Raw genomic sequence first — 21310 nt, 5'->3', positions numbered from 1 at the left:
GTGGGGTGCCCGCCGTGCGGGCAACTGTTTGTCGCATGGCCTCCCGTTGGCGCGCTCGACGGCGGCTCGAAGCCTGTCCCGCATCTAGCAGGGCGGGCAACGTCGACGCTGGTGCGAACGCCGGGGAAGCCTGTTCGCGGGGTATTTTACTGATTTCGATCCGCGCGGCAATTCACGATGCACGGGATTGGCCGTCTGGATAAGGGACGGCGGTGGCGCGGTCCAATCCCGCGCCGCCCCCCGCACCTCATTTGCGCCGCTTTTCCAGCTCGTCCCAGCGTTCGAGCGCGACCAGCAGTTCTTCGTCGATCGCCGCATAGCGCTCTGTCAAACGCGTGCCTTCCTGCGCGTCTTTGGCGAACACGGAGCCGTCTTCGAGTTGTGCGCCTATCGTTTTCTGCTCGGCTTCGAGCGCGGCGATTTTTTCCGGCAGCGCATCCAGTTCGCGCTGCTCCTTGAACGACAGCTTCACGGCGCGTTGCGGCGCATTGCGGACCGCGGAACTGTCTTTGGCCGCGGCCGTGTCTTTGCCCGCTTCTTTCTGCGCGTCAAGCGCCATTTGCTGCGAACGGTCGCGCTGGATCTGCCAGTCGGTGAAGCCGCCGACGTACTCGCGCCACTTTCCGCCGCCTTCCGACGCAATCACCGAGGTCGCGACGTTGTCGAGGAACGCGCGGTCGTGGCTGACCAGCAGCACCGTGCCGTCGTATTCCGTCAGCAGCTCTTCGAGCAGTTCGAGCGTGGGAATGTCGAGGTCGTTGGTCGGTTCGTCCAGCACCAGCACGTTGGCCGGACGCGCGAACAGACGCGCGAGCAGCAGACGGTTACGCTCGCCGCCCGACAGCGACTTGACGGGCGAACGCGCGCGTTCGGGCGCGAACAGGAAGTCGCCGAGATAACTCATGACGTGCTTCTTCTGGCCGTTGACTTCGACCCATTCGCTACCCGGGCTGATGGTGTCGGCGAGGCTCTTTTCCAGATCGAGCTGCGCGCGCATCTGGTCGAAATACGCCACCTGCAGATTCGTGCCGATGCGCACCGTGCCTTCGTCCGGCGCCAATTCGCCGAGGATCATCTTGAGCAGCGTGGTCTTGCCCGCGCCGTTCGGACCGACAAAGCCGATCTTGTCGCCGCGCATGACCGTGGCCGTAAAGCTGTCGACCACCGTGCGCGCACCGTAGCGCTTGGTCACATCGGTCAATTCGGCGACGATCTTGCCGGACTTCTCGCCCTGGCCGACGTCGAGCTTGACGTTGCCCAGCACGTTGCGGCGTTCCGCGCGCTCGTTGCGCATCTCCACGAGCCGCGCGATCCGGCCGACGCTGCGCGTGCGGCGCGCCTCGACGCCCTTGCGGATCCACACTTCTTCCTGCGCGAGCAGCTTGTCGAACTTGGCGGCTTCCACTTGCTCGATTTCGAGCTGTTGCGCCTTGCGCGTCTGATATGCCGAGAAATTGCCCGGATACGAGAGCAGACGCCCGCGATCCAGTTCGACGATGCGCGTGGCGACGCGATCGAGAAACGCGCGATCGTGGGTAATGAAGAGCAGGCCCGCGCGCAGCGAGACCAGCAGGTCTTCGAGCCAGCGGATGCCGTCGAAGTCGAGGTGATTGGTGGGCTCGTCGAGCAGCAGCACGTCGGGCTGTACGACCAGCGCGCGCGCCAGCGCCACGCGCTTTTGCATGCCGCCCGACAGCGAGCCCACCCGTGCCTCGCCGTTCAGGCCGATCTGTTGCAGCGTGGTCGCCACGCGCGTGCTCCAGTTCCAGGCGTCCGAATGGTCCAGCGACGATTGCAGCGTGTTCATGCGCGACATGAGCGCGTCGTGCTCCGCGCCTTCCGGCTCGTCGGCAAGCTGGTTGGCGACCGCGTCGTATTCGTCCAGCAGCGCGCGGGCGTGCGTGAGGCCGGCGGCGACCGCGTCGAACACCGTGTCGTCCGTGTCGAACTCCGGCTCCTGCGGCACGTAGACCGAAGTCAGGCCCTGCTGACGCGTGACGAGGCCGTCGTCAGGTTTGCTCAGGTCGGCGACGATCTTCAGCAGCGACGACTTGCCCGCGCCGTTGCGGCCGATCAGGCCGACGCGTTCGCCCGCTTCGAGAGAGAAATCCGCGTGATCGAGCAACGCGACGTGACCGAACGCCAGTTGGGCTCCGGTAATGGTGTAAAGCGACATGGAGAATTGGAGAAGACAGCGATGGGTCGGAACTGCCCATTGTACCGGGCGCGCGGGCGGGTGCCCGTATGCCGGAAGAGATAGATCGAATGGCCGGCTTGCGGACCGCGAACAAGCCCGCTGCGCGGGGTCCAGAAGCCGGAGCACGTCGGCACGCGCCCGGCTGTCTCGTGCGGCGGCTTACTTCACATGCACCGTGATGGTCTTGCTCATTTCCGGACCGTACGACCGATGCGCGCCGTCGCCGAACTGCAGCGTCAGCGTGTGGTCGCCCGGCGGCAGCGTCAGATCGGTTTCGGTCTGGCCCTTGCCGAAGTGCAGCGACTTGTCGTTCGCGGGAATGACCTCGCCCTTGGGCAGCGGCTTGCCGTCCACCAGCAGATGATGATGGCCCGTGCCTTCCGTCATCGTGCCGGCCGGCGCGACCTTCATGCCGTCGACGCCGAACACCACGTGGACGGGATTGCTGACGGTCGCGCCGTCCGCCGGCTGCACGAACGACACGCCGGCGGCCTGCGCCGCGGCGGATACCGCGAGCAATCCGGCCAATGCCGCACCGACCAACCATTTGTTCTTGAACATCGTTTTTCTCCTTTTTTGGGAAACGAGAGTCACGCGCGGGCCATGCCGGCGACGACGGCGCCTCAGTGGCCTGAGTGGCCTGAGCAGCCTGAGGCCGATCGTCGCAGTTCATGCCGGGCGCGCCGGCGCGCCGGTCCAAAAGATCAGCTGCGGATCAGAGCATACACGCTGTGTATGACCGGGTTCGTCAAGCGTGTACGGCCTTGACGCGAGCGCTCTGTGGCGTTGCCGCATCGGGAGTTTTCTGCCGGATTGACGAATTCCGGTAATATTGCGGGTCGCCGCCGTGCCCAAAAAAGGGGCAGACTGAGCGGGTTTTGCATTGAACTAGAGAAGAGTGCGTCGTGAGCGAAGTAATTGAAGTGACTGAATATAAGAGCTGGGTCTGTCTGATTTGCGGCTGGATTTACAACGAGGAAGAAGGCCTGCCCGAGGAAGGCATCGCACCGGGCACGCGCTTCGCCGCGATTCCCGAAGACTGGCGATGCCCGCTGTGCGACGTGGGCAAGGCGGAGTTCGCCGTCGTGGAGTTCTGAGCCGGATTTGTCGGATTGCCGGCACGCTGCTTTACTGTTTTGGTTCGTTGCAGGCGTTGGAGGTTCGTGCGGCCCAGCAGGCGTTGACTGCTGGGCTGTTTGCTTTGTGGGGCGGCTTTGTCGCGGCTAGATCTGAAGAAGTGGCCGCCCTGTTCCGTGAGCACCGGTCTCGACCTCGCTCGCCGCGTCCGGGCTATTGCGGCGTCTCTAGATTTAATCGCATTTTGTTATACTCTGCCCTCGCTGGCGTACTGCGGCACGCCAGCAACTGCCGACTGGCAGGACTGAAGCCGTGTTTACCTCGTTCCGAACTGTTGCAGTGCCAAGCCTCGTTTCGTGGCTACAGGGTCACGCAGTAGCGAAACGGTAGCAGAGACTGCTGTAAACTGGCTTCGCGGGCGGTCGCGGCGCTTCATTTAGGAAGAAGCATAAAAGCCGGAAACGCCCACGGGACAAGGCCTGAGCCAATAGGAGCAAGGGCTCAGTCGTCCCATTGCAGATATCCATCTCCCTGTAGTTCAATGGATAGAACAAGTGCCTCCTAAGCGCTAGATACAGGTTCGATTCCTGTCAGGGGGACCAAAAAGCGAAATTAGCCAGAATAACGAAGTAGCCGAGAAGCCCGCCCCGCGCGGGCTTCGTCGTTTCTGTGGTATCTTTTAGAATCCGTAAGAAGCTTAAAAGATACCCTCAAACGGGGGTATATCCGGGGGTACAAAACACCCCTTTCTACGAGATACCCCCATGCCCCTGACCGTCGCCGCTGTCCGTGCTGCCAAACCGCAAGAAAAAACCTACCGTCTCGCCGATGAGAAAGGTATGTACCTTGAGATCACCGCGGCGGGCGGCCGGTACTGGCGCTTCAAATACCGATTCGCTGGCAAGGAAAAACTGCTTGCGCTTGGCGTCTTCCCCGACGTTTCCTTGGCCGGCGCGCGCGAAGCCCGTGACGATGCGCGCAGACTGCTGGCGAAGGGCGCAGATCCGTCCGAGGCGAAAAAAGCGGCCAAGCGCGCTGCGAGCGTAGCGAGCGTGAACAGCTTCGAGGCGATCGCAATTGAATGGTTTGACCGCCAGAAACCAAAGTGGACGGCCGGGTATGCCGACAAGATCGAGCGGCGCATGCGCGGCGACATTTTCCCAGCCATCGGCGGCCGGCCAATTTCGCAGATCACCGCGCAGGAATTGCTAGCGGCGTTGCGAAAAATCGAAGCCCGTGGCGTATACGAGACAGCGCATCGCGCTCGCCAGGACTGCGGGCATGTCTTCCGATACGCCATCGCAACGGGTCGAGCGGAGCGCGACGTCGCGGCCGACGTCCTAGGCGCCCTGCATCCGGTTGTCACAACGCACCACGCGTCCATCACCGACCCGGAAAAAATTGGGGCGCTGATGCGAGCGATCGAAGGCTACGACGGTTCATTCATAACGAAGAGCGCCCTTCTGCTTGCGCCCCTGGTGTTCGTGCGCCCCGGTGAGCTGCGCAAAGCCGAGTGGACCGAAATCGATCTCGACGGCGCAGAGTGGCGGATACCGGGCGCAAAGATGAAGATGCGGACGCCGCACATCGTGCCTCTGTCTAAGCAGGCTGTTGCGATCCTGCGAAAGCTCAAACCGCTTACCGGCGACGATGGATATGTTTTTCCGGGCGTGCGCGGCCGGAAGCGCCCAATGTCCGAAAACACAATCAATGCTGCCTTGCGCCGGCTCGGTTACGCCACCGACGAGATGACCGGTCACGGCTTTCGGTCAATGGCTTCAACGCTGCTCAATGAGCAAGGCTATAACCGCGACTGGATTGAGCGCCAGCTCGCGCACGGAGACCGCGACACCGTGCGTGCGGCATATAACTACGCTGAGTTTCTGCCCGAAAGGCGCAAGATGATGCAGGCCTGGGCGACCTATCTCGATGGTCTGCTACTGATGTAAGGCTACGCCTAGTGTACGCATACCTTGGCAATCGTCACCTAGGATTCTGGCTTATACCAACCGCCGCCCTAGGATTGCCATGAACGATTCAATTTTGCGCCCGCGCGAAGTCGCCGAACGCCTCGGCGTAAAGAAGGACTGTCTTTACAAATGGGTCCGTAAGGGGCTTTTGGCGCCCCCTATCAAAATCACTTCGCGCACGACCGGATGGCGCGCTTCCTATATCGAAGCATTCATCTCGGAACGTGAGTCGAAGGTGGCAGCATGACGTACAAAGCCCCGATCGCGGCGGCTATCGTGCGTCTCGCGCAGGCAGACCGAGCACTGCAGCAACAGATCCTTGATCGCTGCGGCAGCACTGAAGACGCTTTGTCTGAAGTCCGCTACCTGCTCTGTCTAGCGCAGAAGGCGATCGACGGCATGGTGCTCCTAAACGACGCTGGCGCAATCGAGCGCATGGGCAAAGCCCAGGATGAGACCCGTCGGCTGATCCGGGCAATCGATCACGTCTTACCGCGTCAGTCACGCCAGCTCGCAATGTCAGACGCTGCGCCGCTGCTTGCGCCGCTGATCGACGACTTCGCGCCTCTGATCAAGCTGGTCGCATCCCTTGATCTCTTTCTCAGTCCTACTGCGAGCATGTTCTAAATGACAAATCAAAACGATCCGACCGGCCTCGAAAAACTGACGCATTCTATTGATGACCTGAATGCCGTCGAGAGCATCCAGCAACGAAGCGCCCGGCACACCCATATCGCGCGCGTGGGCCTACCGCTGCAAGTTCCGGCCGCGCCGGGCACGATCGCTTATTTCGATAACGATGGCGTCGAAAGCGTCGAGCCCATCATCGCCTTCGCCGTCGAGATGCATGAACGCATCCGCGTCGACGGCTATAAGGATTATGTTTATCAGACGATGCCCATCGGAATCGACGGCGAGATCGACAGCTTTACGGTGATCGCGATGCCCGACGGTGCGATCCATTTCAGCGATGGCACTGTGCAGTCACTCGAAGAGTACAGGGCTGCACGGAAGCTCGCGCAGAAGTGGAAATAAAAACAGCCCGCGCGGTGGCGGGCTGAAAGTAAAGCTATGGCTGACACCCCGAATAAAAGGCATCGATATGACTGTACTCGAAAGGAGTCCTGAATTCAAGGACTTGCATGCATCTGTGACGACCGACGAACTGACGATCCTTGCACACTCGTCGAATCTGCTGACGAAGAAATGGACCAGGAGCGGCGAAGTCACGGCCTACGACGACCCGAAATACTTCGGGTATCGGAAAGTCAGCGTCGCGGGGATCGAAGCGCTGGCCGCCCTGCTAACGGTACAAGCCACCCGATCACGCGAATGCCTGATCCGCGGGCGCTACCTGGGCGACGCAGCGCAGCTGGAACACAACGGACGCGACTTCAAACGCGGCCAGGTGTTGCGGCGTAAGAACTGCTTTGCCGATCAAGCGCTTCATACCGTGCTGATCGACATCGACGGCTATCAGCCTTTCGAAGCCGATCCGGTCACTGAGCCCGTCGAATCGATCGAAGAATACATTCTGTGCTGCCTGCCTGGCGCTTTCGCCAGCGCGAGCTACTACTGGCAGCTATCGAGCAGCGCCGGCCACACGAAGAACCAGGGCGTGCTCAAGGCGCACGTGTGGTTCTGGCTCGAAGATCCGGTAACTTCCGCATCCCTGCGCGCGTGGGCAAACGCTTCACGCTACACCGTCGACAAGGCACTGTTCGACACGATCCAGGTTCACTACACGGCGGATCCCATCTTCGAAGATGGCGTGGCCGATCCCGTGCCGGTGCGCCACGGCTTCGAGCGCAAGGCGCGCGACTCGGTTGCGCTCGACATTACGGACGTGCCTGTCATCGAAAAACCGTCGCGCTTACAAATGCTGTCGAATGCCGCGGCGAGTGATCCGACAGCGCAGGCGCTGAACAACGCGGGCATGCTTAAGAGTGGCTCGACCGGCGAAGGCTTGCATATCATTTGCCCGTTTGACGACGAGCACAGCGGGCCTAGCGCTGACTCGGCGACGGTCTACTATCCTGCGCACACTGGTGGCTATCACGATGGGCACTTCAAGTGCCTGCACGCTCACTGCGCCGATCGAACCGACGCGGCGTTCCGCGAAAAGTTGGGGGTTTCTGATGACCGTGAAGCGGACTTCGACGCACAGCCAGAAACTGACACGGAGGGCCAGCGCGTCAACTCGTTCCAGCTCGCGCTCAAACGCGCCGAAGAGGCGATACGGTCCGACCTGATCAAGGGCGTTATTCCTGACGCCGAATTCGGGATCATCTACGGGTCGTCGGGCGCCGGCAAGTCGTTCGCCGCGATTGATCTCGGCTACCACCTTGCGCAGGGGCGCCCGTGGCGCGGCCGGAAGGTCAAGCAACGGGACGTGTTCTACATCGCCGCAGAAGGCGCGCACGGGGTCCGGCGCCGCGCCAAGGCCTACGCCCTGCACCACGGCGTCGACGCGCTGACGCCCTTCTACACCCGTGAGCGGCCGATCAACATGCATGCAAAGAACGGCTGGGTGCGGGCTGCGGAAGACATCAACGAGCTGGCGGCCGGCGAGCCCGGTGTGATCTTCATCGACACGCTGTCGCGCTCGATCCCCGGCGTCGAGGAAAACTCGGCCAAGGACATGAGTCAGGTCATCGAGAACTGCCAGATGCTCGGCCGTGCCACGGGCTGCATGGTGATCGTGATCGCGCACGCGGGGAAGGATAAGGATCAGGGCGTGCGGGGGTCGTCGACGCTGCGTGCCGCGGCTGATTTCGAGCTGGCCGTGACTCGCCATCTGGAAACACAGTGGCGCTGTCTGAAGCTCACCAAATCGAAAGATGACGTCGACGGCGTTGAGTTCGGCTTCACGCTCACGTCTGTTGAAGTCGGGGTCGACGAGGACGGCGATACGGTTTGCTCGGCTGTCGCGGTGCCTTCGGACGACAAGCCAGTTGTTGTAAACAAACCACAGAGCAAAGACGCCGCGCGCGCACTCGATGCCGTTATCGAGCTTGCCGACTTCTCTCCCGACGGCTGGGTCGACGTCGAGCAGGTGATCGACCGCGTGCTTGAGTTGTACCCGAACGCGTCGAAAAACGCGCGCTATCACATTCGGCGTTGGGTCAGCGGTGACAGCAAACTCGAAATCTTCGACGTGTTCGACGGGAAAGTGCGTCACCAGATTCCCCAACCTTCCCCTGGGGACGTTTGGGGAAATGGGGAATAAGCCGCTGATCTTCCCCAAATTCCCCAAATGCCTATAGGCATGGGGAATTGGGGAAAGCGGATTCGGGATTTTGGGGGTGAAAACGCGATTTTTTACACCCACGGCGGTTTTCAGACGCTTCGCGAGTACGTGCACGCGAGGCAATCCGGACCAATACGCGCGTGCGCGCGAGGAAGTCAATGCGTCACGCTTCGCGCGCACGCGCACGCGAGGCAACCGATAGCAATACGCGCGAGTGCGCGCATGAACTCAAAATTGACACCATGCTCGACTTCGACGGAATACTCGTCCCCCGCACGATGGGCACGCTCATGCTGTGGGAGCTGTACACGAACCCCTATCGCCCGATTCCGATCGCTGACCGACTTGGACTCTCGCGTAACGGTGCGATCACGAAACTGCATCGAGCGGCTGATTCCATCGGCGCGATCTCGCCGCGCCTCGCTGTGGCGTTGCGGTTTCACGTCAAATGGGAAAGGGGCGTCGCGACTTACAAACCGACCTGTTAGTCAATTGAGACTGGAATAGGAGCCGCGCGCGCGGCCAGGTACTCTTGAATCATCCAATCGGGAGTGCACCATGCAACGTCGTTCCACTGTCCTGAAAACCAAACTCGGGCAAGCGCAACACCAGTTGCAGCTCGCGCGCAACTCGCGCGCTGACTCGCTCGTCGCGGTGAGCCGCAATCCCGCCGATGACAAAGCTCACGCCGTACTCGACGCCGCGATAGCCGCTGTGCCGGTATGGCAGCAAAAGGTCGAAGCGCTCGAAAGCGCACTGCACGAAGCTGAACGTCTTGACCGCATCGACGCTATCGACGCTCGCCGCGCAGGCTGGCTAGCTGCCCGCGACCGCGCCGTCGAACTCTCGGCCGCACGAGCCCAACAGGCCGAGGCGTTGCAATCGGCAATCGACATGCTGGCCGCCGCGCTCAAAGGCTTCGAGACAGCGAACGACGCGACACTGCAGGCTATCTACGAAGCCACGCAGGGTGCAGAACCGGACACGCCTCACATGGCCCACCACGCGGTCATGTTTGGACAGCGCGTCGGCGCAATCGTCAGTGTGCTCACCGCTGAACTTCGCTCGTCGCTCGTACTTGCGCTGAAAGACGCCGGGCTCGGTGAACTCGGTTTCGATCTGACTGGCGAACTCGAATTCCTCAACGCGAATCATCTCGCGCACGGCAATCGCGACGGTCTGGCCGCCGCCGTCACCAAGTCGACTCGCGCGATCTCCTATTCGCTCGATCACTTGCACAAGTCAGTCGGCATCCTGCCGCCTGATCCCGTCGAGGAAGCCGAGCCTGCGATCCCCCTGCCGCAGGTCGTCGATGGGCTGGAAAACGCGGACGGCACGCCGTACACGTGCGACGCGGCGGAAGTCGTGTGGGGCGCGAAGCAATGAGCGACGTCGAAACCACTAGTGCCGCGCCGGCCGAGAGCGGCCCCGACCTCAATGCGATCGCCGATCGTCTGTTCGGCAAGTCCAGCGTTACGAGCGCACCGGCCGAGCAGTCGACACCTGTCGAAGCCGCCAAGCCCGCAGAGGCCACGCAGGCAGAAGCGGAAGCAAAACCTGCAACCGAGACGCCGGCCGCAGGCGGTGACTTGCCCGATGCGATCCGCGAACTGCGCGACGACCCACTGCGCCGCATGTTCTCGCCCCAAGGCACGTACGCAAGCGTCCAGCTCGAAGAGAGCATGAAGGACGTCGCGCTCGATCCGGCTATCAAGACCGCGGCCGCGACGGAGTTTCGCGAGATATTCGCCGACCTCGGCGCGAGTCCGCAGGACGCGCATGAACTCGTTGCTACCGCCTCACGCTTCACGGCCGAACCCATGACGACCGAGCGCGACGCATCGAACACGAACACCGCGATTGAGCTGCTCAACCAGCATTTCGGTAATGACGCGAAGAGCGCGCTTGCGGACGCGCAGCAAATGATTGCGCGTGACCCTCGCCTCTCACGAATGCTCGATCAGTCGCGCCTGGGCAATGATCCGCAGACCGTGCTGAAGATTGCTCAACTGGCTCGCAGCGCAAAGATGCGCGGCTAAGGAACAACCATGCTCTTCGACACCCAATCCCTGTTCAGCGACTCGCAGCTGATCACGATCACCGCGAACTCGTCGAACGTGATCGACCAGGGGCCGAATGCGATGACCGGGCTTATCGGTCAGACATCGCAAGGCGCGCTATTCGTGCGCTGTATGCAGACCTTCGCGGGCGGCACGTCACTAGCGATCTCGCTGGTGTCCGCTGACGACGCCGCATTGAGTTCGAACCTGATCACGCACTGGAACTCAGGCCCGATTGCACTCGCAAGCCTCACGGCCAAATCGATGCTCGCAGCCACGCGCATTCCGCCGCAGCGCCTGCGCCGATATCTCGGCGTGATCTACACAGTCGTGGGCACCATGACCGCGGGTTCTGTTCTCGCCGGCATCGCAGAAGATTTGCCTTCGGTGATGACCACCGATCAGTTCGCGAAGGGGTTCAGCGTATGACCATTTCCAACACCATTCGCAAAGCCGGACCGTTTGCCGGCAACGGCATTACGACCGTTTTCCCGTTCACGTTCGCGATCTTCGACAAGACCGATGTGAAGTGCGTGCTCGTGAACGCAAACGGCACTTCGTCGACCCTCACGCTCGACTCCGATTTTTCAGTTTCGGTCAACACTGACCAGACCGGCGCGCCGGGCGGCAGTATCACGTACCCGATCAGCGGTAACCCCATGCCGACCGGATACCAGCTTGTGGCGCTGGGCGACCTGAGTTATGAACAGCCGACAAGTATCACGAACAGCGGCGGCTTTTATCCCAAGATCGTCGAGCAGATGTCGGACCGCTCGACGATCCAGATCCAGCAACTCGAAGAAATCGCGTCACGCGCGATCGTCATGAACGAAAGCGAAGGTGCGGCGCCGTCTCTGCCGACGCCGGCCGGGCGCGCCAACATGATCGTCGGTTTTGACGCGGCTGGAAATCTCGTTGTGCTTCCGCTGCCTGCCAGCATCGGCGCGGGTGATCTTCGCGATGAACTTGGCAGCGACGGGCAGCGCGGCTTTCTCGCGGGTACTGACTTTGTTGCCGGTACAACCACCGTGTTCAATCTGTCGCGCGCGCCCGGTTCTACCGCGAACGTGTGGGCGTGGTGGGACGGCGCACCGCAGTTCGGCTTCAACCTGAACGGCAACGTGTTGACCTTTAAGGCGCCCCCACCCGTCGGCATCACCCGCGTGTATATCCGCACAGGCACCAGCCTGTCGGCATTTGTCCCCGCGCAATCGAGCGTAGTAAAAGCTTCGATCGCACCGGGCGTTATTGACGGCTCGAAGTTAGACGTTTCGGGCGCTGGCGCGTTTCAACCCGCTATCTCTCTCGCGTACAACCCAAGTGGTTTTTCTGCGTGGGCGAACTCGCCGAATACCCCAGGCAACAACCTCAACGGTATCAGCGTCGATATCGGCAGCTACGGTCCTCGCAGCTTCAGCGGATTCCCGAATGTCTCCGCGATCGAGGGGGCTATCAATATTCCCTCGACATCGGTCGGGCTTGCAAACATGACGGGCGTATCTGGCTATGCCAAAAACGCCAGCGCGAACTCGCCGGGCGTTGCCATCTATGGTCAGGCCGATTGCGAGGCCACTAACGCGCTTGTGTGGGGATTCAACAGCCGTTCAATCGACAACGGATTCAAGAGCACGATCTGGGGTGCTGAGATCGATATCAACCTCTCTAACGCTGCCTCGGCCGCGTTCGGCGTGAACGTGGTGGGCGGCTCGACCGTCGAGCCTACGCAGGGCACCTACGGATTATGGGTGGGCCCGCTCGGGACGTTTGCTTCGCCGCCGAAACGATGGGTTAAGGGGCTATTTGTCGACGATGGCGCGGCGATTACGGGCGTCGAAATTGGCGCGGCGAGTGTTGCAGGCACTGCGAGCGGTAGCCAGTCCTTGGACATGTTCTTTCAACCTAACGCGTTTGGCCGTGCATTGGGCGGGCGAATTCAACTGGACGCGGGCGGAAACTTCAACCTATGCCAGGTGCAAACAGGTAGCGAACTAAACCTCATCGCGGGTGGGGCGCCCGGCGTTGGATCGATTTTATTCACTGCGCAAAAGTCGGGCTCAACACCCGCGTTGTCGTTTTACGGGCAAACGCCGGCCAGCAAGCAAACCATCACTGGCGTTAAAGGTAGCGCAGCTTGGGCCGCCTCTTTGATGAACGCCCTTTCGGCTATTGGCCTCTTCACGGACTCAACTACATGATCAACAAAATGAAAAGATGCCTGATCGGGATGTTTGCCACTCTCCTTGCCGCGACCGCGTTCGCTCAGACGACCATTCCTTCGTCGCTGATCAACTGGGTAACCGCGCCGAGCGCGCCGAGTCAAACGGCGAAATACGTCTTTGCCGCACCGAATGGAGCCGCAGGCGTGCCGACGTTCCGGCAACTCGTTGCGTCCGATATCCCAACGCTCGCGCCGCTATCAGGCACGCTCGCGCAGTTCGCCGCAACCACGTCGGCGCAGCTGGCCGCCGTCATCTCTGACGAAACCGGGTCGGGTAGCCTTGTATTCGGCACGGGCGCGACGATCGGCACCGCGGCAATCAACACGCCGACGATCTCGGGTGGCACGATCAATAACGCCGCAATCGGCGGTACGACGCCTGCGGCTGGCGCGTTCACCACGCTGAAGGGCAACTCGCTGGCGAAGGTGTTCGCCACCAACACGTCCGGTCAAAGCATTCCGAACACGACGTCTACCACCATCACAGGCTGGACGACTGTGCGGGACGCCAATAGCAACTTCGTCGCATCGACTGGCGTCTTCACGGCGCCAACTACGGCAGACTATCTCGTATGCGTGCAGTTGGTTACGAACGGGGTCGGTGTTAACAATGGCGTACTTGATATGTCGATCATCGCCAATGGATCGGCATGGGCAGTTGCCAATTCCCCGGTCGCAGCCACCACCGTGACAGACAACACCGTTTCCGGGTGTGCCGACGTCTTCGTCAGTGCAGCACAGACTATCACGATCAATCTGTTGCAAAACAGTGGTAGTGCGCAGCCGTTGGCCACTACCGCTAAGCAGCTTTATCTGAGCATCGTCCAACTGCCGTAAGGAAAAACATGGCCGATCTGATCGTCCCGAATTCCGATACCTCTTTCGCGGGCCCGGTAACGCCGCAGCCGGCTACGGCACCCACGCCCGCCGCGGCGTATCTGCAAAGCTCGGCAGGCGCAGCTCAAAGCAATGTCGCGCTGGCGATCGGCGCGAATCCCGACTACGAAGCCGAGATGCAACAACTCGCCCGGCAAACGGGCGTGCCGGTCGACAGCGTGAAAGCGTTCCCGGATCAGGTGAAGCAGAAAGCCGCCGTTGCTGGCACCGACTGGCAGACACTTGCCAAGCAGTTCCCGACCACCGCAGCGTTCTACCAGTCCCAAAACAACGCGCTAATCGCGCACGACGACGTTCACAACCTGGCAAATGTCGAAGCCGCGGCGAACGGCAACGGCGTGCCGCTGGCCCCTGGCACGACGGGCTATTTCCAGCCCGACAATAGCCCGCTGCCGCTGCGCACGCGCATCGCAGATTGGGCGCGCAACCTGATTGGCCCCGATGCGAGCAGCCTGGTCGGGCTCGACCAGACAGGCAACGCGCAGGGCGCTGGCGCCGCGCAGGCATCGGCCCAAGTCTTCGCTAACCAGACCGGCACGCCACTCGACGATCAGCGCGAAGCTGTCGGCGGTATGAATCCCGCGCCCGTCTCTTTCGCACGCGGTTTCTTCCATTCGTTCCTTGCCGGCGCGACGCCCGACGCAGCGCCGAGCGGTAACACGACCGCTGACGTGGCGGCCGGCGCCGGCAATCTCGCGGGCTTCATCACGGGCGCACCGCTGAAGCTCGCCGAAGGCGCCGTCGAGCGCGTCGGCGGATCGCTGCTCGAGCATGCGGCCGGCGAGTCGTTCGCCAAGGCCGCGGTCAAGGACGTCGCAGGGCAAGCCGCCACTCTCGGCACCGCGAGCGCCCTGACATCGGTCGGCGACTCGCTGAACCAGACCAGCGGCACCGATGCCTTTGCCTCGATCGGACGTGCTGGAGCGAGCGGCGCGGCCATGGGCGGCGTCTTCGGCGTGGCCGGCCGCACACTGCCCGATAACACCATCCTGCAAACGACGGCCCGCGTGCTGGGCGTGAATGCCGCAATGGACGCGCTGAACGGAACGAATCCGTTCGACAGTCGCCCGACCGCGCAGAAGGCATTCGACTACGCGCTCAATACGATGTTCTCGCTTCAGGGCCAAGGCCGCGCGGGTGGTGGATGGCTCACCGATGCGGCGAAAGCCGACATTGCGACCAGCGACGCGGCGAGCCTGTCGAACCTCGTGGGAACTGCGGCAACATCGAAGCTGCGCACGCGCGATCCGCAGGCGTTCAGCGATTTCGTTAAACAGGCGAGCGACAACGGCCCGATCCAGAACGTCTATGTCGACGGCACCGTGCTCGCGAACGCGCTCAACCAGTCGGGCATCACCGCGGACGAACTGAACCAGAAGTTGCCCGACGTGGCCGAGCAGTTGCAAACGGCGCTTCAGACGAACGGCCAGGTGAGCATCCCGGTCGAAGACTTCGCCACGCACTTCGCAGATCCGAAGCTGGCCGGCGAGTTGATCCCCAATCTGCGCACCGATCCTGAAGGCATGACGCAGAACGAGGCGCAGGCGTTCTATCAGTCGCACGCCGACCAGTTCAGGAACGAAGCGCAGAACGTTTTCAACGCCGACGAGATGCAGACCGCGCACGAGTTGAGCGCGCAGGTCGTCGGCGACAATGTGCGCAACCAGCTCGACACCGCAAACCGTTTTCCGGCTGAGACCAACGACGCCTATTCTAAGCTTGTGCAGTCGTTCTACAGCACGACGGCCGGGCGGCTCGGCATGACACCGGAACAGATGTTCGCGGCCTATCCGCTGCGCATCAGCGAAGGCGTGCCAGGCGCGAATGCGCTCGATCAGGAAGCGCGCGGCAAGCTGTCGTTTCCCGACGATGTGAGCAGCGGGCCGAGCACGATCACGCTGCTCAAGGGCGCGGACCTGTCGACGTTCCTGCACGAAAGTGGGCATCACTTCCTGAACGTGCTCGATCACGTGTCGCAGAATGGGCCTGACACGCTGAAGGCCGACATGCAACACGTGGCCGACTGGTTCGGCACAACGCCGGATGCGTGGCGCGCGATGACGCTTGAACAGAAGCGCCCGATGCACGAACAGTTTGCGCGCGGGTTCGAAGCGTATCTGCGCGAAGGCAAATCGCCGTCGCTCGAAATGCAGGGAGTGTTCCAGCGCTTCCGCGCATGGCTCGTGAACGTTTACAAGTCGATCGGCGATCTGAAGGTGCAACTGTCGCCCGAAGTGCGCGGCGTGTTCGATCGCCTGCTCGCCACGAACGACGACATCGTGTCGGCCGAGACAGCCCGCGCATACATGCCGCTGTTCAAGTCGGCCGACGAAGCCGGCATGACGCCCGACGACTATGCGCAGTACCGTGAGCTAGGCAACGAGGCGACGCTCGACGCGGTTCAGAAGCTCGGCTCGCGCACGCTGCGCGACATGAAATGGCTTGAAGGAAAGAAGGCCGACGCGCTGCGCAATGTGCAAAGTGATGTCGCCGCGAAGCGCGACGCAGCCGAAGCCGAAGTTGAGCGCGAGATCGCAGCCGAGCCGATCTATCAGGCCGATCAGTTCATCCGCAACGGCTCGCTGATTGAAGCTGACCGCACCAACAAGCAACGCCGCACGCTCGAAGACACGAGTATGGGCAGCACCAAGCTATCCTTGCCCGACCTGAAAGAGATGTACGGCGAAGGCGAGGCGGCGATCTGGCGCTATCTGCCGACGGGCAAACATGGCCTCGCGGCGACCGAAGGCGTTCACCCTGACACGCTGGCCGACCTGTTCGGCTTCGGCTCGGGCGACGAGCTGGTGCGCAATCTGCTCGCTGCTGAACCGTTCCGCGATGTCGTGCAGGCCGTAACCGATCGCCGGATGCTCGAAAAGCACGGCGACATCACGTCGCCCGACGCTATGAGCCGCGCGGCCGACGCCGCGATCCACAACGAGGCGCGCGCACGCTTCATCGCAACGGAGTTCCGCGCGCTGAACAAGGCAACCGGACCGGTGCGTGAGATTACCCGCGCAGCGAAGGACGCCGCCGAGCGTACGATCGCCACCACGCGCGTCAAGAATCTGCGCCCGGCGCAGTACACCGCCGCCGAGACGCGTGCGGCAAAGCAGGCCGAAAAGGCCCGCATGGCGGGCGATGTTCCGACCGCCGCGAAAGCGAAGCGCGACCAGCTGCTCAATAACCAGCTCGCCAAGGTGGCGACCGACGCCGCCGAGGAAGTGCAGCGCACGCTCGAATACTTGAAGCGGTTCGGCAACAAGACGACTCGCGCGGCGATCGGCGCCGACTACATGGAGCAGATCGACGCCCTGCTCGACCGGTGGGATCTGCGCACAGGCATCACGGCGAAGGAACGCGCGCGCCGGCTCTCGCTGCTCGATTGGGTGCAGTCGCAAGAGGCGCAGGGTTTCGAGCCCGCAATCCCGTCGTCGCTGCTTAACGAGGCGATGCGCGGCCACTATAAGGATATGACGCTCGAAGCGTTCCGCGGCCTCGCCGACTCGATACGGTCAATCGACCATCTCGGCCGGCTGAAGCAGACGTTGCTCGACAACCAGGACGCGCGTGAATTCGACGCGATCCGCGAAGAAGCTGTTGCGCAGATGAAACAGCTTAAGCAGCGCGCGCCCGACGACGTACTGAACCCCGGCGAAGGTGGCAAAGGTGCCGACGCGATTCGCGCCATGAACGCGCGGTTCAAGAGCGCCGTGAAGTCTGGCGACGCGTCGCTGCTGAAGATGGAACAGGTTATGGATTGGCTCGACAACCACGACCCGCAAGGCGTGTTCAATCGGGTCGTTTTCCGGCGCATCGCCGATGCCGAAGCGCGCGAGAACGACCTGCGCAAAGACATCACCGCGAAGTTCAAGGACGCGTTCGACGCAGTGCCCGACGAAGTGACGAAGGACTTTTCGAACCGCTACACGATGCCCGAGTTGCGCGACGAGAAGACGGGCGAGCCAACGTCGATGCTGAAAAGCGAAGTCATTGCTATGGCGCTGAACACGGGCAACGAGTCGAACTACTCAAAGCTGCTCGAAGGCAAAGGCTGGTCGGATCAGGCCGTGCAGCGCGTGCTGAACCGGCATATGTCGAAAGGCGACTGGGATCTCGTGCAGCGCATCTGGCACACGATCGACACGCTCTGGCCGGAAATCGAAGCGCTCGAAAAGCGCGTGTCCGGCGTTGCGCCACCGAAGGTTCAGCCGCGCGCCGTGCGAACGCCGCACGGCACCTATGAAGGTGGCTATTACCCGGTCGTCTATGACCCGCTGCGCAGCTTCACCGCGGACCGGAACAAAGGCCGCGAAGCTGACCTGTTCGCCGCGAACTACACGAAGGCGACGACCCGGCACGGCTACACGAACGAGCGGATCGACGAATACAAGGCGCCGCTCTATTTGAGCATGGAAGTGCTGCCGCGCCACGTCGGCCAGGTGATCCACGACATCGCATATCGCGAGGCGATCATGGACGCGCACCGCTTTCTGTCGGATTCGAAGGTGCGCGAAGGCGTCGAGAACACGCTCGGCCGCGAGTATTATGCCCAGTTCACGCCGTGGCTTAAGGCGATCGCGAACGACCGGAACGTGGACAATCGCGAAGTCGCATTCTGGGAAAACTTCATCCGGGCCGCGCGCACCAACGCGACGATGGTCGGGCTGGGCTACCGCCTGACGACGATCCTGAAACACGGCGGCGCCGCAGCGCTGAACTCAGTCGGCGAGATCGGCCCGCGGTGGATGGCGTCCGGCGTCAACGCGTTCCGGCAGGACATGGCCGGCACGCGCGATTTCGTCTTCGAGCGCAGCGGCGAGATGCGCCACCGCATGGAGCAGGTCGACCGCGACGTGCGCGATCTGATCCGGAATGTGCAGATCGACAGCCAGTCGGGGCCGGTCAGCGCGGCGACCAAGACGCTCAACGCAGCGCGCCGCTACGGCTATTACGGCATCTCAATGATCGACATGGCGTCGGCGATGCCAACGTGGATGGGCGCCTACACGAAGGGGCTGCACGAGAACATGACCGAACAGGAAGCGATCTACTACGCCGACAAGGCGGTGCGCAACGCGCACGGCGGCGGCGGTACGAAGGACCAGGCGGCGATCCAACGCGGCAGTGAGTTTCAGAAGGCGATCACGATGTTTTACTCGTTCTTCAATCACTTCTATAACCGCCAGCGCGACATCGGACGTTCTGTGGTGAGTGGATTCGGGAACGTGCAACAGGGAGATTTCAAGGCGGCCGGTGGTGACTTCGCCCGCGTGCTCGCCAAGTCGTTCTGGTACTTCGCCGCTGTCGCCGCATGGGACACGCTGATCAAGGGCACGCCGCATAGCGAGAGCTTCGTCGCACACTTTGCGAAAGAGCTGGCGGGGCTCGGCCTGGCCGGCGTGCCTCTTGTGCGCGACATTGCGCCGACGCTGCTACACGATCAGCAGTTCTCCGCGACGCCGCTCGCGCAGGCAGCGCAGGCGATCTCAAACGTGGTCAAGGACGGCGCGCACGCGGCGACGGGCGGCAAGGTGCAGCACCCTGTCGCGCATGCGGTGCAAGCGGCCGGCTATGCGTTCGGCCTGCCCGTTGGACAGGCCACGACGACCGGTCGTTTCCTGTGGGACGCGACAGACGGTCAGCAGCGCCCGCAAGACATCGCCGGCTGGTTCCACGGACTCGTGTCAGGCCGCGCAGACGCGCACTAGTCGAAGCACAGTTTTACTTCACGTCTTGGGGCCGGTGAGTTCCCGACGGGCAAGCCGCATTTTTTGAGGAGAAGTCCTTCGAAAGTTGCCCACGCCATGACGATGCTACCGTTATCCCGACTCGTAACGTCGATGCCGAATTGCTCCTTGAACCACCGGCGCTGCTTGGAGTAACGCTTTGCGCCCGTAATGTGGACTAGGTCTTCAGGCGATAGCAAATGCGGATTCATTGTCGGGCAACTCCGTACAGTTGTTCAGAAACGCCTAACCTGTTGAAAATAAACGTATTTTTCTTGTATTATGCCGCAGGTTTCTCTATGCTTCATCCATCGACGCAACAACGTTGATCGGGTTTAGCAGCCTGAATGCATGCGGCGGATTACCGCCAACGGCGGTATTTTTTCGTCTGTACTTCGCGCCTTCAATGGGCGGCGATGGTGGGGAGACTTCGGTCTGCCGGGTTCCGTATGCCCCGGTCTGCTAACCCTGTCATCGTCGCTCACCCGTTTAGCAGCGGGCATGGCGTCAATGCATACGGAGATCCAAATGAACACTTCCAATTATGCCGGCCGCAATACGCCGAGTGCCAACGACCAGCTCGTGCCAGTAACAAACGAAATGCTTGAGCACCTTCGTAGCGACAAGCTGCGCGTCGGGGATGTTCTGACGTACAACGAAGACGGGCAGATCACGGGGTTCTGGCGTTGTCAGTTGTGAGCGGGGGTATATCCGGGGGTATATTTCTTGCTGCCGAGTCCGAAACCCTTATCCTGTAAGGTTCACGGACTCGAATTGAGTTCCTGTCAGGGGACCAGATAGCGTCCCAGTAGATCCCAAGTTCGCGAATGGAAGATCACCGCTCATTTCGGTGGTCAACAAGAACTTGATTTCGCCAACGAATAACCTCGGTGACGACTTACGCGCTGAGCTACTTTGCTACCTCGTCGTCGCGCAACTCGTCGCGATGGCCCGCACCGGCGACTGGCTGCGCACCGATCACCTGGTTGAATCGGGGCGCATCTGGCGCAAGGCAAATGGAGCGCGCTTCGATTGGCAGCAGCGGATCGCGCTCGGGCAGATAGCGGGTGATCTGGCGCGCAGCTAATGGAGACGTTCGGACTTACGCGGGAGCCATGGGCACGGTCGCTAAGGCGCACTAGCAGCGCGTACCACGCACGTCATCGACCAGAGGCACAACGGTTAGCGTGAGCAGAACGATAGCGAGCGGCACGCTCGATATAAATCCGAGATATTTGAAACCGATGGCCCCCGCCAGACCGGCAATAAACGAAAGAAGCAGCGAACCGAGCAGCGCGAGCTTCTGCTTGTCCGCCCTGACGGCCCCTTCCCCGGCAATCGACCGCGTATTCCAGTAGAGCATCTTGCCCAGTTCGATGCCGACATCCGTTACCAGCCCGGTGACGTGGGTCGTACGAATCTCCGATCGCGAAATCTTCGTGATCATCGCATTCTGTAGGCCCATGACAAAGCACAGGACGCAGACGGTCGCAGGCACGAAAAGAACCCGATGGTGTTCAAGGTTGGAGCCCAGCAGCCCGAAGCACAACAGCAGAATTGCCTCGATCGCAAGCGGTGTCGCGTAGATGCTCTGCAAATCCCGCCGACGCCCCCAATTGATCAGGATGGCAGATGCAGCCGCGCCAACAAGAAACGAAAAAAGTGAACTGAGCCCGGAAACGAAAAGGCTTGCATCCCCGAGCACCGCATTATCGGCCAGCGACGAGACGATCCCGGACATGTGCGAAGTGTATTGACCAACGGCCAGAAATCCGCCCGCATTCGCCGCTCCGGCGACAAATGCCAGCGAACGTCCCAAACGACGGTTGCTCGCGTCCGTCCGTTCAGGTGCAGTAAAGCCACGAACGTTCAGGTGCAGTAAAGCCACGAAGATAGTTAATGGGCATATTGA

The 21310-nt window shown here is 61.7% G+C and carries 19 protein-coding genes and 1 tRNA gene; 16 read left to right on the top strand and 4 right to left on the bottom strand.

Translation table 11 applies throughout. From position 1 onward, the window contains the following. Nucleotides 1–247: 247 nt before the first annotated feature. Together B0G81_RS30555 and B0G81_RS30550 are read right to left on the bottom strand one after the other, a co-directional pair. A complete protein-coding gene (locus B0G81_RS30555; protein ID WP_134140496.1) occupies nt 248–2176 on the bottom strand; it encodes an ATP-binding cassette domain-containing protein in 1929 nt (642 codons plus the stop codon). A gap of 180 nt (nt 2177–2356) precedes the next feature. Continuing rightward, the gene (locus B0G81_RS30550; protein WP_134140493.1) at nt 2357–2758 is read right to left on the bottom strand and encodes a DUF4399 domain-containing protein; all 402 of its coding nucleotides are present in this window, start codon (nt 2756–2758) and stop codon (nt 2357–2359) included. A gap of 344 nt (nt 2759–3102) precedes the next feature. Between B0G81_RS30550 and B0G81_RS30545 the strand changes: the two genes are divergently transcribed. The 14 genes from B0G81_RS30545 to B0G81_RS30480 all read left to right on the top strand — a co-directional run bounded on the left by B0G81_RS30545 (nt 3103) and on the right by B0G81_RS30480 (nt 19380). Beyond that, nucleotides 3103–3294: a rubredoxin gene (locus B0G81_RS30545; protein WP_007175738.1), complete on the top strand. Its 192-nt coding sequence runs from the start codon at nt 3103–3105 to the stop codon at nt 3292–3294. 507 nt (nt 3295–3801) lie between these two features. After that, nucleotides 3802–3876, top strand: a tRNA-Arg gene (locus tag B0G81_RS30540). 162 nt (nt 3877–4038) lie between these two features. Continuing rightward, complete coding sequence (locus B0G81_RS30535; protein WP_134140489.1) at nt 4039–5223, top strand: integrase arm-type DNA-binding domain-containing protein; 1185 nt, start codon at nt 4039–4041, stop codon at nt 5221–5223. Between the two features lie 79 nt (nt 5224–5302). Further along, complete coding sequence (locus B0G81_RS30530) at nt 5303–5491, top strand: helix-turn-helix domain-containing protein (protein ID WP_134140486.1); 189 nt, start codon at nt 5303–5305, stop codon at nt 5489–5491. Nucleotides 5492–5520: 29 nt separating this feature from the next. Next, complete coding sequence (locus B0G81_RS30525; protein ID WP_134140485.1) at nt 5521–5871, top strand: hypothetical protein; 351 nt, start codon at nt 5521–5523, stop codon at nt 5869–5871. Next, nucleotides 5872–6279, top strand: a complete 408-nt coding sequence (locus B0G81_RS30520) for a hypothetical protein (RefSeq protein ID WP_134140483.1) — start codon at nt 5872–5874, stop codon at nt 6277–6279. 67 nt (nt 6280–6346) lie between these two features. Next, nucleotides 6347–8473 (top strand): AAA family ATPase, encoded by a 2127-nt coding sequence (locus B0G81_RS30515; protein WP_166679084.1) that lies wholly within the window; start codon nt 6347–6349, stop codon nt 8471–8473. A 179-nt stretch (nt 8474–8652) separates the two neighbouring features. After that, nucleotides 8653–8982, top strand: a complete 330-nt coding sequence (locus B0G81_RS30510) for a hypothetical protein (RefSeq protein WP_134140480.1) — start codon at nt 8653–8655, stop codon at nt 8980–8982. A 70-nt stretch (nt 8983–9052) separates the two neighbouring features. Beyond that, a complete protein-coding gene (locus B0G81_RS30505; protein WP_134140478.1) occupies nt 9053–9880 on the top strand; it encodes a hypothetical protein in 828 nt (275 codons plus the stop codon). Further along, a complete protein-coding gene (locus B0G81_RS30500; protein WP_134140476.1) occupies nt 9877–10533 on the top strand; it encodes a hypothetical protein in 657 nt (218 codons plus the stop codon). Before B0G81_RS30505 ends, B0G81_RS30500 begins: the two co-directional genes overlap by 4 nt. 9 nt (nt 10534–10542) lie before the next feature. Then, nucleotides 10543–10983, top strand: a complete 441-nt coding sequence (locus tag B0G81_RS30495; RefSeq protein ID WP_134140474.1) for a Bbp16 family capsid cement protein — start codon at nt 10543–10545, stop codon at nt 10981–10983. Continuing rightward, complete coding sequence (locus B0G81_RS30490) at nt 10980–12749, top strand: hypothetical protein (RefSeq protein WP_134140472.1); 1770 nt, start codon at nt 10980–10982, stop codon at nt 12747–12749. The genes B0G81_RS30495 and B0G81_RS30490 overlap by 4 nt, the downstream gene beginning before the upstream one ends. 29 nt (nt 12750–12778) lie before the next feature. After that, on the top strand, nt 12779–13609 hold the full coding sequence (locus B0G81_RS30485; protein ID WP_134140471.1) for a hypothetical protein: 831 nt from the start codon (nt 12779–12781) through the stop codon (nt 13607–13609). 8 nt (nt 13610–13617) lie between these two features. Then, nucleotides 13618–19380 (top strand): hypothetical protein, encoded by a 5763-nt coding sequence (locus B0G81_RS30480; protein ID WP_134140469.1) that lies wholly within the window; start codon nt 13618–13620, stop codon nt 19378–19380. On the opposite strand, the gene B0G81_RS30475 is transcribed toward B0G81_RS30480, so the two are convergent. After that, on the bottom strand, nt 19377–19610 hold the full coding sequence (locus B0G81_RS30475; RefSeq protein ID WP_134140467.1) for a DUF4224 domain-containing protein: 234 nt from the start codon (nt 19608–19610) through the stop codon (nt 19377–19379). The two genes, B0G81_RS30480 and B0G81_RS30475, sit on opposite strands and share 4 nt — an antisense overlap. 316 nt (nt 19611–19926) lie before the next feature. Between B0G81_RS30475 and B0G81_RS43880 the strand changes: the two genes are divergently transcribed. Both B0G81_RS43880 and B0G81_RS30470 read left to right on the top strand, forming a co-directional pair. After that, a complete protein-coding gene (locus B0G81_RS43880) occupies nt 19927–20097 on the top strand; it encodes a hypothetical protein (RefSeq protein ID WP_166679083.1) in 171 nt (56 codons plus the stop codon). A 151-nt stretch (nt 20098–20248) separates the two neighbouring features. Further along, nucleotides 20249–20485: a hypothetical protein gene (locus B0G81_RS30470; protein WP_134140465.1), complete on the top strand. Its 237-nt coding sequence runs from the start codon at nt 20249–20251 to the stop codon at nt 20483–20485. Between the two features lie 51 nt (nt 20486–20536). Here the strand turns inward: B0G81_RS30470 and B0G81_RS30465 are convergent, their stop codons facing one another. After that, the gene (locus B0G81_RS30465; RefSeq protein WP_134143257.1) at nt 20537–21277 is read right to left on the bottom strand and encodes a YoaK family protein; all 741 of its coding nucleotides are present in this window, start codon (nt 21275–21277) and stop codon (nt 20537–20539) included. Between the last annotated feature and the right edge of the window lie 33 nt (nt 21278–21310).

This window comes from Paraburkholderia sp. BL6665CI2N2 (assembly GCF_004366535.1).
Classification (GTDB): Bacteria; Pseudomonadota; Gammaproteobacteria; order Burkholderiales; family Burkholderiaceae; genus Paraburkholderia.
The sequence above is the reverse complement of the archived record's forward strand: the minus strand, read 5'-3'. Positions and strand labels throughout refer to the sequence as shown.